14 protein-coding genes and 1 pseudogene are annotated in these 14,343 nt (G+C 71.5%); 5 read left to right on the top strand and 10 right to left on the bottom strand.

Annotated elements, in window-relative coordinates; all coding sequences use genetic code 11:
• Positions 1 to 104 precede the first annotated feature (104 nt).
• A complete protein-coding gene (locus AB0J97_RS30160; RefSeq protein ID WP_357695745.1) occupies positions 105 to 1,334 on the top strand; it encodes a cytochrome P450 in 1,230 nt (409 codons plus the stop codon).
• Here AB0J97_RS30160 and AB0J97_RS30155 read toward each other — a convergent pair.
• The 9 genes and pseudogenes from AB0J97_RS30155 to AB0J97_RS30115 all read right to left on the bottom strand — a co-directional run bounded on the left by AB0J97_RS30155 (position 1,324) and on the right by AB0J97_RS30115 (position 9,375).
• Entirely contained in the window at positions 1,324 to 2,730 is a 1,407-nt protein-coding gene (locus AB0J97_RS30155) for an MFS transporter (RefSeq protein WP_364094622.1), read from the bottom strand. The two genes, AB0J97_RS30160 and AB0J97_RS30155, sit on opposite strands and share 11 nt — an antisense overlap.
• 57 nt (positions 2,731 to 2,787) lie before the next feature.
• Positions 2,788 to 3,387 (bottom strand): TetR/AcrR family transcriptional regulator, encoded by a 600-nt coding sequence (locus AB0J97_RS30150; RefSeq protein WP_357695749.1) that lies wholly within the window; start codon positions 3,385 to 3,387, stop codon positions 2,788 to 2,790.
• 81 nt (positions 3,388 to 3,468) lie between these two features.
• Positions 3,469 to 4,410, bottom strand: a complete 942-nt coding sequence (locus AB0J97_RS30145; RefSeq protein ID WP_364094619.1) for an urease accessory protein UreD — start codon at positions 4,408 to 4,410, stop codon at positions 3,469 to 3,471.
• A complete protein-coding gene (gene ureG, locus AB0J97_RS30140) occupies positions 4,392 to 5,069 on the bottom strand; it encodes an urease accessory protein UreG (protein WP_357695752.1) in 678 nt (225 codons plus the stop codon). Before ureG ends, AB0J97_RS30145 begins: the two co-directional genes overlap by 19 nt.
• Positions 5,070 to 5,158: 89 nt before the next feature.
• Positions 5,159 to 5,830 carry an urease accessory UreF family protein gene (locus AB0J97_RS30135; RefSeq protein ID WP_364094616.1) on the bottom strand — a complete coding sequence of 224 codons (672 nt, stop codon included), beginning with the start codon at positions 5,828 to 5,830 and terminating at the stop codon, positions 5,159 to 5,161.
• Positions 5,827 to 7,551: an urease subunit alpha gene (ureC, locus tag AB0J97_RS30130; RefSeq protein ID WP_357695756.1), complete on the bottom strand. Its 1,725-nt coding sequence runs from the start codon at positions 7,549 to 7,551 to the stop codon at positions 5,827 to 5,829. Before ureC ends, AB0J97_RS30135 begins: the two co-directional genes overlap by 4 nt.
• Before the next feature lie 238 nt (positions 7,552 to 7,789).
• A pseudogene (locus tag AB0J97_RS30125) lies at positions 7,790 to 8,095 on the bottom strand (urease subunit beta); the annotation flags it as partial.
• Positions 8,096 to 8,127: 32 nt separating this feature from the next.
• The gene (locus AB0J97_RS30120; protein WP_357695758.1) at positions 8,128 to 8,433 is read right to left on the bottom strand and encodes an urease subunit gamma; all 306 of its coding nucleotides are present in this window, start codon (positions 8,431 to 8,433) and stop codon (positions 8,128 to 8,130) included.
• Positions 8,434 to 8,442: 9 nt separating this feature from the next.
• Positions 8,443 to 9,375, bottom strand: a complete 933-nt coding sequence (locus AB0J97_RS30115; RefSeq protein WP_364094611.1) for an urea transporter — start codon at positions 9,373 to 9,375, stop codon at positions 8,443 to 8,445.
• Between the two features lie 241 nt (positions 9,376 to 9,616).
• Between AB0J97_RS30115 and AB0J97_RS30110 the strand changes: the two genes are divergently transcribed.
• Genes AB0J97_RS30110 through AB0J97_RS30095 form a run of 4 tightly spaced genes read left to right on the top strand, consistent with a single transcriptional unit; the run spans position 9,617 to position 13,632 of the window.
• The gene (locus AB0J97_RS30110; RefSeq protein ID WP_364094608.1) at positions 9,617 to 10,834 is read left to right on the top strand and encodes an ammonium transporter; all 1,218 of its coding nucleotides are present in this window, start codon (positions 9,617 to 9,619) and stop codon (positions 10,832 to 10,834) included.
• The gene (locus AB0J97_RS30105) at positions 10,834 to 11,226 is read left to right on the top strand and encodes a CrcB family protein (protein ID WP_364094605.1); all 393 of its coding nucleotides are present in this window, start codon (positions 10,834 to 10,836) and stop codon (positions 11,224 to 11,226) included. The genes AB0J97_RS30110 and AB0J97_RS30105 overlap by 1 nt, the downstream gene beginning before the upstream one ends.
• Entirely contained in the window at positions 11,223 to 11,600 is a 378-nt protein-coding gene (gene crcB / locus AB0J97_RS30100; RefSeq protein ID WP_364094602.1) for a fluoride efflux transporter CrcB, read from the top strand. The genes AB0J97_RS30105 and crcB overlap by 4 nt, the downstream gene beginning before the upstream one ends.
• A gap of 22 nt (positions 11,601 to 11,622) precedes the next feature.
• Positions 11,623 to 13,632, top strand: coding sequence for an APC family permease (locus tag AB0J97_RS30095; RefSeq protein WP_364094599.1), 2,010 nt, complete (start codon positions 11,623 to 11,625; stop codon positions 13,630 to 13,632).
• On the opposite strand, the gene AB0J97_RS30090 is transcribed toward AB0J97_RS30095, so the two are convergent.
• Positions 13,629 to 14,279 carry a biliverdin-producing heme oxygenase gene (locus AB0J97_RS30090; RefSeq protein WP_364094596.1) on the bottom strand — a complete coding sequence of 217 codons (651 nt, stop codon included), beginning with the start codon at positions 14,277 to 14,279 and terminating at the stop codon, positions 13,629 to 13,631. The two genes, AB0J97_RS30095 and AB0J97_RS30090, sit on opposite strands and share 4 nt — an antisense overlap.
• Positions 14,280 to 14,343: the final 64 nt, after the last annotated feature.

The following is a 14,343-nucleotide window of genomic DNA, read 5'->3' as shown; positions in this document are numbered from 1 at the left end:
GGACTTAACGCCACGAGAACGGGTCAGGAGGGCACGATGCACATCCGCTTCGGAAGGGACTTCGGCCCGTCCGGCCGGGGGTGGGAGCGTGCCAGGATAGACGGGTGGACATCGACCTCGCTGATCTGGACTTCTGGCGCAAACCGCTTAAAGAGCGGAATGAGGCATTCGCCCGGCTCCGGCAACTGGAGCACCCGGTGTTCTTCCCGGAGAAGAAGGTGCCCCTCCTCCGCTCCGGCAAGGGCTTCTACGCCCTCGTCCGGCACGCCGACGTGGTCGAGGCCAGCCGCAACGCCAAGATCTTCTCCAGCGAGCCCGCGGTGACCAACCCCGAGCCGCCCGGCTGGGTCAAGCAGGTGTTCGGCGAGTCCATGGTCAACATGGACGACCCCCGCCATGCCCGCCTGCGCCGCATCGTGACGCGCTCGTTCAGCCCGAAGATGCTGGCCGGGCTCCAGAGCGACATCGAGGCCGCCTGCGCCCGCATCGTCGACGACGTCGTCGCCGACGGCCCGCGTGACTTCGTCACGCAGGTGGCCGCCAAGCTCCCCATCCACGTCATCTGCGACATGCTCGACATCCCGCAGGAGCTGCGCGCCAAGGTCCACCAGCACGTCGACGTCTCCACCGCCTACACCGGCGTGCGTCCCAGCCTGGCCCGCAGCGTCCAGATGGCCGGCCAGAACATGCTGGCCCTGCTGGCCCTGCAGCGCATGGTCATCAAGCTCGGCCACGAGCGCGTCGCCGAGCCCAAGGGCGACCTGGTCTCGCTGCTGGTCAACGCCAACCCCGACGGCGAGAAGCTGACCGACAAGGAGCTCGGCTCGTTCTTCTCGCTGCTGCTGGTGGCGGGCAACGAGACCGCCCGCAACACGATGGCCCACGGCATCCGGCTGCTGACCGAGAACCCGGCCCAGCGCGAGCTGCTGACCTCCGACTTCGACGCCCACATCAACGGCGCCATCGAGGAGATGGTCCGCTACGTCTCGCCCATCATGCAGTTCCGCCGCACGGTCACCGAGGACTACACGCTGCGCGGGCTGGAGCTGAAGCAGGGCGACAAGGTCGTGCTGTTCTACGGCTCGGCCAACCGCGACGAGTCGGTCTTCCCCGACCCCGACACCTTCGACATCACCCGCGACACCAAGCCCCACGTCGGGTTCGGCGGGCCGGGCCCGCACTTCTGCCTCGGCGCCAACCTGGCCAGGCAGGAGATGCGCACGATGTTCAGGGAGCTGCTGACCAGGCTGCCCGGCATCCGCTCGGTCGGCGAGCCCGACCTGCTGCTGTCGAACTTCGACAACAGCGTGCGCGGTCAGGCGTTCACGTACTGACGGCCTCGGGCTCTCCGGCCAGCACGTTCGTCCTGATGGTGAAGAAGGTGATGGCCGCGGCGACCGCCATCATGCCGCCACTGATCAGCATGGCCGTCCGGAACCCGGCGTTGAACACCGGCGGGTTCTGGAACGCGTCGCCCACCAGGCCGACCAGCGGCGGCACGGCGGCCACCGCCAGCAGGCTCCCGGTGCGGGCCACCGCGTTGTTGACGCCGCTGGCCGTGCCGGCGTAGCGCTCGTCGGCCGTGGCCAGCACCGTCGCCGTCAGCGGCGCGACCGCCGCCGACAGGCCGAGCCCGAAGACGGTCACCGCGGGCAGCACCAGCAGCGGGTAGGAGGCGTGCGGGCCGATCATGCTCATCAGCATGAACCCGGCCCCCGCCAGCAGGATGCCGATCGTCATCGGCCAGCGCGGCCCGAACCGCCGGGCCGTCTCCCCGGCCCGCGACGACAGCAGCATCATGAGGATCGTGGTCGGCAACATCGCCAGCCCCGCCGCGATCGGCGAGAATCCGGACACCACCTGGAGCTGGATCACCAGCAGGAAGAACACCACGCCCATGGCGGCGTACATGATCAGCGTGACGACGTTGACCGCCGTGAAGACGTGGTTCCTGAAGATGGCGACCGGCACCAGCGCCTGGGGCGACCGGCGCCGCTCGGTCACCACGAACGCCGCCCCGAGCAGCACCCCCGCGATCAGCGGCACCGGCGCGCCCTTCTCGATCAGCCCGTACGTGATCCCGGCCAGCGCCAGCGCCGCCAGCAGCGACCCCAGGACGTCGAAGCGCCCGGCCGCCTCCTCGTCGCGGCTCTCCGGCACGTGGCGCAGCGTCACCAGCACCACGACCAGCGCGAACGGCAGGTTGATCAGGAACGCCCACCGCCAGCCCGCCGTCTGCACCAGCCAGCCGCCGAGCAGCGGCCCGATCGCGCTGGCCACGCCGCCCAGCCCGGACCAGACGCCGACGGCCCGCGGCCGGTCCTGCTTGACGAACGACGCCTGGATGATGGCCAGCGACCCCGGGGTGAGCAGCGCGCCGCCGACGCCCTGCAACGCCCGGGCCCCCACCAGGAACTCGATGTTCGGCGACAGGCCGCACAGCGCCGAGGCCACGGCGAACCACACCGTGCCGATGAGGAAGATCTTGCGCCGCCCGTAGCGGTCACCCAGCGAGCCGCCCAGCAGGATCAGGCCCGCCAGGGTGAGGGTGTAGGCGTTGACGGTCCATTGCAGGCCGTCCATGGCCGCGTGCAGCTCCTTGCCGAGGAACGGCAGCGCGACGTTGACGACGGTGCTGTCGAGCAGGGCCAGCCCGGAGCCGAGCACGGTCGCGCCGAGGATCCACCGCCCCCGCGCCGACCTGACCTGGACGTGCCCGTTCTGTCCCATCTGACAATCTTGTCACCGGCTCCGGCGGCCCGCGACGGCCACCCCGGTGTCGCGGTCCTACGGGCGCGCCCCGAGGGCCCGGAGCACGAAGCCCGCCACCGCCTGCTCGGCCGTCTCGACCGTGACCTCGCCGCTGATCAGCGGCACCCGCTCGGCCCCGATGACGGCCAGCACCATGCGTGCCGTCGCCCCCACCTCCGGCACCTGGAAGTCGCCGGACCGCACGCCGTCGTCGAGGATCTCCACCAGCACCCGCTGCATGGGCGCGACGTGCTCGGCGAGCTGCTGGTAGGCGTCGGGCCCGAGCGCCGCGCCGAGGTCGGCCGCGCCCGGGTGGGGGTGGGCGAGCAGCCCCGCGAGCTGGAGCCGGACGAAGGCCCGCAACCGGTCGGCGGGCGAGGCCTCCTCGGGCAGCTCCCGCTCGTAGCTCTCGATGAAGTAGCTGGTCACGCGCTCGGTGAAGGCCAGCAGCAGGGCGGCCTTGTCGGGGAAGTAGTTGTACAGGACCGTGCGGGTGATGCCGGCCTCGTGGGCCACGTCCGTCAGGGAGATGGCGTCGATGCCCTGGGCCCTGGACAGGCGTGAGACGGCCTGCAGGATGCGGTCGCGCGTCTGGGCGCGATGCTCGCCGATCGTGGCGGCCGAGATGCGGGGCATAGGCCCATGGTAGGCCGGATCGCCCCCGGCGCACCCGGGACGGTCCCTGGGGGCCGGGTCAGCCCCCTTCTCGGGACCGGCTCAGGGTTTGCGGCGGTCCGGGGCCGGGTCGCCGGTGACGGCGCGCCGGGCCAGGTCCCACAGGCGTTCCAGGGTGGCCAGGACGGGCGGCGACTCCGGGCCGAGCAGCCTCGCCCAGGCGCCCGCCCCGTTGGGCAGCGTGCTGGCCCCGCCCGCCGGCCCGCCGGCCGTCGCCGTCTCGTGCAGCGCCCCGGCCAGCTGGTCCGCGGGCACGGCGGAGGTGATCACGTACAGGGTGGACAGGACGCCGTGGTCGCCGAACATCGCCGGGCCGGTGACCGGCGCGCGGCCGGGCACGAGCCTGATCGGGTCGGCGAACAGCAGCCGCCCGTCGGCGTCGTGGACGTCCAGGTCGTTGCAGTACGCGGTGTAGGCGTGCCGCTCGCCCCGGGCCAGCCGCCCGGCCAGCACGGTCTCGCCGAGGATCACCGTGGCGCCGGGCCCGGCGTTCACCAGGGTGCGCTGGTAGAAGCGGGACCCGGCGAAGGGGATGACCGGGTCCGGCAGGTACTCCAGGTAGCCGTCCGGCCCCACGGTGAGCGTGAGGAGCTGGGTGGCGTAGTCCTGCTCCATCCGGTAGATCTTGGTGGCCGCCTGCGTGGTGACGTGCACGGACGCGCCGGCGCCGCAGGTCACGTCGATTCGGTGGCGGTCCCCCTGGAGCATGCCGCCGCCGGTGGACATCACCATCAGGTACGGCAGGTCCGGCCGGGCCGGGTCGTAGTAGTGCGGCCGCATGATCTGCAGCGGCGCCTTCTGGTAGTGGCCGGTCAGCTCGGTACGCCCGCCGCGCCGCTCGAACGCCAGGTCCAGCACGCCGACCTTGCCGGGGCTGCCGACCGGCAGGGTGTCGGGCACGTCGGCGTACCGGGCCACGTCCGCCGGGACCGAGTCGATCGTGTAGTGGCCGGCGGCCAGCCGGTCTACCGGGCCGGCGAGCATGCCGTCGCGCCGCTGAGGACGAAGTCGGCCACCTCGGCCACGCCGGTGCCGCGCAGGGCGTCGGTGAGCACGACCGGCCGCCCGTCGCGGACCCGGTCGGCGTCGCGGGACATCACCTCCAGGTCGGCCCGCACGTACGGCGCGATGTCGATCTTGTTGATGACCAGCAGGTCCGAGTCGGTGATGCCGGGCCCCCGCTTGCGCGGCATCTTGTCCCCCTCGCCGGTGTCCAGGACGAAGACGTAGACGTCGGCCAGGACGGGACTGAAGGTGAGGGTCAGGTTGTCGCCGCCGCTCTCGAACAGCAGCGTGTCGATGTCGGGGAAGCGCTCCAGCAGCTCGGCCCCGGCGGCCAGGTTCATCGTCGGGTCGTCGCGCACGGCGGTGTGCGGACAGGAGCCGGTCTCGACGCCCACCACCCGCGCGGGGTCCAGCACGCCGTCGAGGGTGCGCCGGACGTGCTGGGCGTCCTCCTGGGTGTAGATGTCGTTGGTGACGACGGCCACGTTGCGTCCCCGTTCGAGCAGGACGGGCACCAGCGCCTCGATGAGGGCGGTCTTGCCGGAGCCGACCGGCCCGCCGATCCCGATCTTGAAGACGTGGTCCATGGCGGTGCCCGAGGGCACCTCGACGGCGGGGTGCGGGTGGTGGTGATGCATGTGCGCGGCCTCTTTCTCAGGTGGCTGTCATCAGTGGCGCTCCGGCGGCTCTCCGCCGGTTCTGGGCGTGGGGCTCTCGGCCGGGCCTGTCAGGTGGCGAAGAGGCGGGCCTCGGCGCGTTCGTGGGCGGCGCTCATCGTGTCCGCGAGCGGGGTGGCGGCGTGCAGGTCGAGCGGGCCGCGGGCGGCCAGGGCGTGCGCGGCGGCCCGCCCGATCGCGCCGGCCGCGCCGTACAGGACGGCCTGGGCCTGCCGGAAGTCCAGCCGGCGCAGCCGTACGGCGGCGCCGACCCAGCTCGCGGCGAAGGCGTACAGGTCGCCGGTCACCGCGTCGGCCTCCCGGACGCCGAGCCCGGCGTAGGCCGTGCCCAGCACCACGGCGTGGTTGCCCGGCGTGACCCTGCCGTCGACCAGCCCCGACAGGCGGGCCAGCTCCGGCGTCGCGAAGACCAGCGCCGCCGTGCGCAGGACCTGGTTGCCGGTCCTGGTGGCGGCGGCCCGGATCTCCCGGCCGAGCTTGACGGCGTGCAGCCGCCGGTCGACCTCGACCACCGCGTCCCAGTCGCCCGCCGTCACCGCCCGGTGGGTGAGAACCAGCGCGGTGGCGTCGCCCGGCCCCGCCGCGTGCAGCAGCAGGTCCTCCAGCAGGGCGGCGACGTCCACCGGCCCGGCCTGCGCGTACGCCTCCAGCCCGTGCGAGAGCGTGTACAGGCCGCCGGGGAAGGCCGAGTCGGTGAGCTGGAGCTGGGCGAGCAGGCTCATGCCAGGAAGAACAGATGGTTCAGCGGCAGCTCCTGCGCCGGCGCGATCGTCGCGTGCTCGCCGTCCACGGTGACCTTGAACGTCTCCGGGTCCACGGTGATCTTCGGCAGCGCGTTGTTGCGGATCATGTGCCGTTTGTCCACCGTCCGCGTGTGGCGCACCTTGGCGATCAGCCGTTGCAGGCCGAGCCGCTCGGGCACCCCGGCGGCGATGGCGGCGTCCGGAAGGAACGTCACGTTGCTCTTGCGCTGCGCCATCCCCATCGCGCCGTACATCGGCCGGTAGTAGACGGGCTGCGGCGTGGGCAGCGAGGCGTTCGGGTCGCCCATCTGCGCCCAGTTGATCAGGCCGCCCTTGACCACCAGCGCGGGCTTGGCCCCGAACGACGTGAACGGCCACAGCACGATGTCGGCCAGCTTGCCGTCCTCCAGCGAGCCGACGGTCTCGGCGATGCCGGTCGTACGGGCCGGGTTGATGGTCAGCTTGGCCAGGTAGCGCAGCACCCGGGCGTTGTCGTTGCGCTCGGAGTCCTCCGGCAGCCGGCCGCGCTGGTCCTTGCAGTGGTGGGCCGTCTGGAAGGCGCGGGTGAAGGTCTCCCCGACCCGGCCCATCGCCTGGGAGTCGGAGGAGAACATGCTGATCACGCCCATGTCCTGCAACACGGTCTCGGCGGCGATGGTCTCCACCCGCACCCGGCTGTCGGCGAAGGAGACGTCCTCGGGGATGTCGTGGTTGAGGTGGTGGCAGACCATCACCATGTCCAGCAGCTCGTCCGCCGAGTTGATCGTGTACGGCAGCGTCGGGTTCGTCGAGGACGGCAGCGCGTTCGGCTCGCCGGCGATGCGGATCATGTCCGGCGCGTGCCCGCCGCCCGCGCCCTCGGTGTGGAAGGTGTGGATCGCGCGGCCGTTGATGGCGCTGATCGTGTCCTCCAGGTAGCCGGCCTCGTTGAGGCTGTCGGCGTGCAGCGCCACCTGGACGTCGTACTCGTCGGCCATCCGCAGCGCGCAGTCCACCACCGCCGGGGTGGAGCCCCAGTCCTCGTGCACCTTCAGCGCGCACGCCCCGGCCTCGATCTGCTCGGCGAGCGCGGCGGGCAGGCTGCCGTTGCCCTTGGCCATGATGCCGATGTTGACCGGCAGCGCCTCGACGGCCTGCAACATGCGGCCGATGTTCCACGGGCCGGGCGTGCAGGTGGTGCCGCGGGTGCCGTCGGTGGGGCCGGTGCCGCCGCCGATCAGCGTCGTGATGCCGTTGGTGAGCGCGGTCTGGGCCTGCTGCGGCGCGATCAGGTGCACGTGCGGGTCGATGGCCCCCGGAGTGGCGATCATGTTCTCACCCGCCAGCACCTCGGTCCCTGCGCCGATGACCAGCCGGCGGTCCACGCCGTTCTGGGTGTGCGGGTTGCCCGCCTTGCCGATCCCGACGATCCGGCCGTCCTTGATGCCGATGTCGCCCTTGACGACGCCGAGCACCGGGTCCAGGACGACCGCGTTGGTGATCACCAGGTCGAGCGCGATCGTGGCGTTCTGGGAGCCGGGGTCGGATGCCATGCCGTCGCGGGCGGTCTTGCCGCCGCCGTAGACGGCCTCGTCGCCGTAGTAGCCGGCCGTGTGGTCCTTCTCGATCTCGATCACCAGGTTGGTGTCGGCCAGTCGGACCCGGTCGCCCACGGTGGGGCCGAACATGGAGACGTACTGCTTGCGGTTCATGGTGCTCATCGGCTCAGGCCTTCTTCTTCCCGGCGGCCGGCTTCTTGGCGGCGGCCTTCTTGGCGGGCGCCTTCCGCGCCGGCTTCTCCTCGCCCGCCGCCTTCCGCGCCGGCTTCTCCTCGCCCGCCGCCTTCCGCGCCGGCTTCCCCTCGCCCGCCGCGCGGACGGTGGCCCCGGGCTCCGGCTGGTCGGCATACCCCAGCTCGGCCAGGCGGCGCAGGGCGTGCGTGCGGCTGTCCCTGGCCCGCAGTCCGCCGTCCACCAGGCCCGCGAAGCCGACGACGCGCATGCCGCCGGCGAACTCGACCAGCGTGACCTGGTGGGTGTCACCCGGCTCGATGCGGACGGCGGTCCCGGCCGGGATGTCGAGATGCATGCCGTACGCCTTCTCGCGGTCGAAGCTGAGCGCCCGGTTGGCCTCGAAGAAGTGGAAGTGCGAGCCGACCTGGATGGCCCGGTCGCCGGTGTTGCGCACGGTCAGGGTGACCGAGGCACGACCGGCGTTGATCTCGATCGGGTCGTCCCCGTACATGATCCGGTCCGTGTCCGTCATGGCGAACCGCTCCTTTCTGGTCGCGGCGGGTGTCAGCCGCCGATGGGGTCGTGGCAGGAAACGAGCTTGGAACCGTCCTTGAACGACGCCTCGACCTGCATCAGCTTGAGCATTTCGCGCACCCCGGGCATGACGTCCCCGGCGCCGAGCACCTGCTTGCCGAGCTCCATGCACTCGGCCACGGTCCTGCCGTCCCGCGCGGCCTCCAGGACCGCGACGCTGATCAGCGCCACCGCCTCGCTGTAGTTCAGCTTCACGCCGCGGTCGCGGCGCCTGGTGGCCAGGTCGGCGACCACGTAGATCAGCAGCTTGTCGATTTCGCGCGGTGCGAGGTTCATGAGCTCTCCTTAGGTGGAAGCGCGCCGGACGCCGGAGAACGCCGGGACCGCCGCCAGGAAGATCCAGGTGACCAGGACGAACGGCCAGGTCAGGGTGTGGCCGCCGACCGGCGCGAACAGGTGGCCGACGAACGCCGTCAGCACGGTCGCCGACACCACGCCGGCCAGGGCGTACAGCAGGCCGAGCACGGTCGGCACGACGAACGCGCAGCACAGCGCGATGCCGGTGAGCACCGCGTTGTAGCCGTACAGGCCGGCGCCGATGTCGGCCGCGGGCGCGCCGAGCAGCACGGCCACCACGATCCCGACGGCGCTGGCGGCCAGCGCGGCCACCGCAACCCGCCATCCGGCGAGCGCCAGGCCGATCAGGAAGATCAGCCCGACGTACCACTTGCCCTGGAAGAACACCTGGCCGACGCCGTTGAGCAGGCCCTGCCACAGGTCCGCGAACGTCACCGTGGTCCCCGGGGACGTGGCCGACGGCGGTGCCGCGAGAGTGTGCCTGCGCCAGACCCGCTCGTAGGACGGGCCGCCGACCACCATGATCGTGGCGACCACGCAGAACGGCGCGGTGAGCCCCGGCAGGCCATGCGGCCCGAGCAGCGTCTTGAGCGCCGCCGTCAGGACGCTGCCCATGATCGCCCCGACGACGACCAGCAGCAGCGTGATCCACCGGGCCTGGAAGTACAGCACCAGCGCGACGCCGATCAGCGTGCCGTTGAAGCCTTCGAGCCCCGCGGTCACGCTCTCCCGCGCCGCGCCGAGGAACCAGGCGGTGAGCGTGCCCACGGCGGCGCCGATCAGGCCGAAGAGCGCGAACCGCCATCCGGCGGCGAGCAGCGCGACGACGAAGCAGATCGCGGTCGCCAGGTTGTTCTGCAGGTCCACCTGGCTGAAGCCGCGGAGCGTGGCGAGCGGCAGGTCGGGCATGTCGGCGCGCATGTACGCCTGCCTCCCTCGCCACTCGCCGGAACCGGGTCAACGAGCGGCAACATTCCCCGGCGTCCGGTGGGCCACGCGGCGGCGGTGATTCGATGGACATTCTTTGCAAGGGCTGCCGAAAACGAGTCCAGGACTAAGAGCACCTCAACAATGGACAGGCCCGGCAAAGGCCCTTGACCAGGGCGTTTTACGTCTACTCCGGCCGATCATCCTGTCTGGGGACAGGAAGCGAGGTCGAGCGATGCCGCCAGGGCTCAACACCGGGGATTCGGCCTGGGTGCTCGTGAGCGCCGCCATGGTGCTGCTCATGACGCCCGGCCTGGCCTTCTTCTACGGTGGCATGGTCCGCGCCCAGAACGTGCTCAGCATGCTCTTCATGAGCTTCGTCTCGATAGCCCTGGTCACGATCCTGTGGTTCGGCTACGGGTACGGCCTCGTCTTCGGCCCCGACGTGGGCGGCGCCGGAGTGATCGGCTTCGGCGACCTGCGCTTCGCCGACATCACGCCCACCATGCTGCACGGCCGCGTCCCCACCTACGCCTTCGCGCTGTTCCAGCTCACCTTCGCCATCATCACGGTGGCCCTGATCAGCGGATCGGTCGCCGGCCGGACCCGGCTCGGGCCGTGGATCGTCTTCTCGATCGTCTGGGTGACGCTGGTGTACTTCCCGATCGCGCACTGGGTGTTCGACCGGCAGGGCTGGATCAGCCGGTGGGGCGTGCTCGACTTCGCCGGCGGCCTGGTCGTCGAGCTGAACTCCGGCATGGCCGGCCTCGCGCTGGCCCTCGCGCTCGGTCCAGGCGTGCGTTTCCGCAGGAAGGAGCCGCCCCGGCCGAGCAACATCCCGTTCGTCATGCTCGGCCTGGGCCTGCTGTGGTTCGGCTGGTTCGGCTTCAACGCCGGCTCGGCCATGGCCGACGGGAGCATCGCCGTCAACGCCTTCCTGACCACCATGATCGCCGGTTCGGCCGGGATGCTCACGTGGCTCGTCATCGAATGGTTCCGGTACCGGCACTTCACCCGGCTCGGCTCGGCCACCGGCGCGCTGGCCGGACTGGTGGCCATTACGCCGTCCTGCGCGTACGTCAACTCCGAGGGCGCCCTGATCATCGGCATCGTGGCCGCCGTCGTGGTGTCGTTCGCGGTGACCTGGAAGCTCGTCCTCGGCTACGACGACACCCTGGACGTCGTCGGTGTGCACGGCGCGGGCGGCATCGTCGGCACGGCCCTCATCGGCCTGCTCGCCACCGGCGTCGGCGCCGGCACGACCAAGGGCCTGTTCTATGGCGGCTCGATCCAGGTGCTGCTCAAGCAGATCGCCGCGATCATCGTGGTCGCGCTCTACTCCTTCATCGTCACCTACCTGATCGGCCGGGTCGTGGACCGGGTCTGCCGGATGCGCGAGACCGAGGCCGAACAGCTCGCCGGCACCGACGCGCAACTCGGGACGGAGGACTGATGGCCGCCACCCGGCATCCGGCCCGCGCCCTCGCCCTGGTGGCGGTGGGCGGCGGCGTCGGCGCGGTCGTCCGCCACCTGCTCACCCAGACGCTGATGGGCGCCGACCATCCGCTGCCCTGGCCCACGCTGGTGGTCAACGTCGTCGGCTGCCTGCTGATGGGCCTGCTCACCGGCGAGCTGACCCGGCACCCGCTGCACCGCATGCCGGTCAAGGCGCTGCTCGGCACGGGCTTCCTGGGCGGCTTCACCACCTTCTCGCACCTGGTGGACGGCGTCCGCGAGCTGACCGTGGACGGCGCGGCCGGCTGGGCGGCGGTCTACCTCGTGCTCAGCGTCGTCCTGGGCCTGGGGGCCGTCTGGGCGGGCCTGAAGCTGGGCGGCCGGCGGTGATCCTCGTCCTGGCGGTCTTCGTCGGCGGCCTGATCGGCGCGCCCGCCCGATACCTCGTGGACACCGGGGTCACCAAGGCGGCCGGCAAGGCGATGCCCTGGGGCACGCTGGCCGTCAACGTCATCGGCTCGGCCGTGCTCGGCGTCCTGATGGGCATCGCCTCGCGCGACTCCCTGCCGCCGGCCGTGCTGTCGCTGGTCGGCACCGGGTTCTGCGGCGCGCTCACCACGTTCAGCACCTTCAGCACCGACACCTGGAAGATGCTGGCCGCCGGGTCCACCGGCCGGGCGCTGGCCAACATCGCCATGAACGTGGTGCTCGGCCTGGCCGTCGTCAGCCTCGGCTACCTGCTCGGCAGGGCGCTGGCCGGCTGACCGGAAGGAGGCGGGAACGCCCATGACCGTCCCGTCCCCGTGGGAGCGGGCCAAACGGGCCCTGGTCGGCCGCCCGCTGCGGACCAAGCACCTGGAGCGGCAGCTCCTGCCCAAGCGGCTGGCGCTGCCCGTCTTCTGCAGCGACCCGATCTCGTCGGTGGCGTACGCGACCGAGCAGATCATCATGGCCCTCACCCTGGGCGGCCTCGTCCTGCTGCACCTGACCGGCTGGATCGCGGCGGCCATCGTGGCCATGCTGGTGATCATCATCGTGTCCTACCGGCAGACCTGCTACGCCTACCCGGGCGGCGGCGGCGCGTACGTCGTCAGCCGGGAGAACCTGGGCGTCAACGCCAGCCTGGTCGCCGCCAGCGCGCTGCTGGTCGACTACGTGCTGACCGTGGCCGTCTCCGTCGCCGCGGGGGTGGACGCCATCACCTCCTACGCGCCCGGCCTGAACCGCTGGTCGGCGCCCCTGAGCGTGGCCTGCGTCGCGCTGCTCACCCTGGTCAACCTGCGCGGCACCCGCGAGTCCGGCCGCGGGTTCGCGGTGCCCACCTACGCCTTCATCGCCACGGTCTACCTGATGTTCCTGGTCGCCGCCTGGCGGCTGCTGACCGGCGAGCATCCCCGCGCGGTCAGCGCCGACTTCACCATCGAACCGCTCTACCAGCCCGTCGGCTTCGTCGCGGTCTTCCTGGTGCTGCGCGCGTTCGCCTCCGGCTGCACGGCGCTGACCGGGGTGGAGGCGGTCAGCAACGGCGTCCCCGCCTTCCGCCGGCCCAAGAGCAGGAACGCGGCGAACACCCTGGCGATCATGGGCGTGCTGTCGGTCACCATGTTCACCGGCATCACCGTGCTGGCCCTGCTCACCCACGTGCGGATGACCGACCCCGACCACCCCGGAAGGCTCGCCGGGATGCCCGCCGGGTACGTCGAGCCCACCGCCCTGGCCCAGATCGGCGACGCCGTCCTCGGCCGCGGCGTCCTGTACGCCCTCCTCCAGGCCAGCACCGCGGCGATCCTGATCATGGCCGCCAACACCGCCTACAACGGCTTCCCCATGCTGGCCTCGATCCTGTCCGCCGACTCCTACCTGTCCAGGCAGCTCCACAAGCGCGGCGACCGGCTGGTGTTCAGCAACGGCATCCTGCTGCTCGCGACGGCCGCGGCCGTGCTGCTCGTCGTCTTCGACGCCAACAGCTCCCGGCTCATCCAGCTCTACATCATCGGGGTCTTCATCTCCTTCACGCTGAGCCAGGCCGGCATGGTCCGGCACTGGCGGCGCACCGGCCCGGGGTCGCCCGGCGTACGCCGGCGGCAGGCCGTCAACGCGACCGGCGCGACGGTGACCGCCGCCGTCCTGGTGATCGTCCTGGTGACCAAGTTCATGAACGGCGCCTGGCTCGTCTGCCTGGCCATCCCCGGGCTGTTCGCGCTCATGAAGGGCATCAGGCGGCACTACGACCAGGTACAGGCGGCCACCACGCCCGACACGCCCGTCGAGCTGCCCGCCGGCGCCCACGCCATGGTGCTGGTCTCCCGGCTGGGCAGCCCCGCGCTCCAGGCGGTCGCCTACGCCGCGGCCACCCGTCCGGCCGGGCTGGAGGCCGTGCACGTGTGCACCGACGACGAGACGACCCGCGAGCTGCGCGAAGGATGGGAGCGGTACGCCCCCTCCTCCGTGCCGCTGACGATGATCGACGCGCCCTACCGGACCACCGTGGGCCCGATCCTGCGGCACGTGCGCGACCGGCTGGCCCTGCACCCCGGCCACATCGTGACCGTCTACATCGTGGACTACGTGACCGGCCACTGGTGGGAGCCGGCCCTGCACAACCGGCTGACCGCCCGGCTGCGCGACCAGCTGCTGCTGGTCCCCGGGGTGATGGTCACGCTGGTGCCCTACCGGCTGGCCTCGGGCGAACGCCGCGCCGAGCGCCGCCCGCGCCTGCCCACGCGCCTGGCCGTCCTGGCCATGCAGCCGACCGACGACGCCCCCACCTCCGCCTCCGACGCCGACGACGGTTAGGCGGCGGCCCTGACGACGTGCATGAGCTCGGCCAGGACCTCGGTGTTGAGCTGGTAGGCCAGCCGCACCTCGCCGATGATCCGCCGCTGCTCGCGCTCGTCGAGTTCCGCGCCGAGGGCGTCGAGCCGCGCCCGGTACTCGGTCTTGAACCGCGGCAGGCTGCCCACCTCGTCGAAGATGTAGAAGTCGACGCCTCCGCCGGCCTGGTAGCCGAAGATCTTCTGCAGCTCCATGCGGATGAACTGGCCGCCCGACAGGTCGCCGAGGTAGCGGGTGTAGTGATGGGCGACGTACCCGCCGGGCCAGTCGGCCATCTGCTCGATGCGAGCCTGGAGGGTGCGGGTGGCCTTGGAGGGGGTGACGCGCTCGCGCCAGGCGGGGCCGTAGATCGTGGCCAGGTCGCGTTCCAGGGCGGGCTCGCGGTAGAGCTCGGGGAAGACGAAGCGGCCGGCGACCGGGTGGTCGGCCAGCTCCTTCGAGACGCCGTCGAGGGCGAGGTAGGCGAAGTAGTGCTGGGCGACCATCTCGCCGTACTCGTGCTCGCTCAACCGGCCGCCCATCAGCTCGGCGAGGTAGCCCTCGGACTCGGCCGACTCGTGGTCGCCCCAGGTGGCGGCCCTCAAGGTCTCGGAGAACGACGTCGTCACAGCACTTCCTCAACTCGCGCGACTGTTTCTGACACAGTGTCACAAACCCTCGAAGGCTCCGTCA

The sequence above is a fragment of the Nonomuraea sp. NPDC049607 genome, from assembly GCF_040675375.1.
In the GTDB taxonomy this organism is placed as follows: Bacteria; Actinomycetota; Actinomycetes; order Streptosporangiales; family Streptosporangiaceae; genus Nonomuraea.
This window is presented reverse-complemented; position numbering and strand designations above follow the sequence as displayed.

Bases quoted from the DNA above. Each gene is read 5' to 3' on its own strand.
- AB0J97_RS30095 (WP_364094599.1), top strand. From the start codon at position 11,623: ATGACCGTCCCGTCCCCGTGGGAGCGGGCCAAACGGGCCCTGGTCGGC.
- ureC (WP_357695756.1), bottom strand. From the start codon at position 7,551: ATGAGCACCATGAACCGCAAGCAGTACGTCTCCATGTTCGGCCCCACC.
- AB0J97_RS30115 (WP_364094611.1), bottom strand. From the start codon at position 9,375: ATGCGCGCCGACATGCCCGACCTGCCGCTCGCCACGCTCCGCGGCTTC.
- AB0J97_RS30105 (WP_364094605.1), top strand. From the start codon at position 10,834: ATGGCCGCCACCCGGCATCCGGCCCGCGCCCTCGCCCTGGTGGCGGTG.
- AB0J97_RS30150 (WP_357695749.1), bottom strand. From the start codon at position 3,387: ATGCCCCGCATCTCGGCCGCCACGATCGGCGAGCATCGCGCCCAGACG.
- AB0J97_RS30155 (WP_364094622.1), bottom strand. From the start codon at position 2,730: ATGGGACAGAACGGGCACGTCCAGGTCAGGTCGGCGCGGGGGCGGTGG.
- AB0J97_RS30145 (WP_364094619.1), bottom strand. From the start codon at position 4,410: ATGCTCGCCGGCCCGGTAGACCGGCTGGCCGCCGGCCACTACACGATC.
- ureG (WP_357695752.1), bottom strand. From the start codon at position 5,069: ATGCATCACCACCACCCGCACCCCGCCGTCGAGGTGCCCTCGGGCACC.
- AB0J97_RS30135 (WP_364094616.1), bottom strand. From the start codon at position 5,830: ATGAGCCTGCTCGCCCAGCTCCAGCTCACCGACTCGGCCTTCCCCGGC.
- AB0J97_RS30110 (WP_364094608.1), top strand. From the start codon at position 9,617: ATGCCGCCAGGGCTCAACACCGGGGATTCGGCCTGGGTGCTCGTGAGC.
- AB0J97_RS30120 (WP_357695758.1), bottom strand. From the start codon at position 8,433: ATGAACCTCGCACCGCGCGAAATCGACAAGCTGCTGATCTACGTGGTC.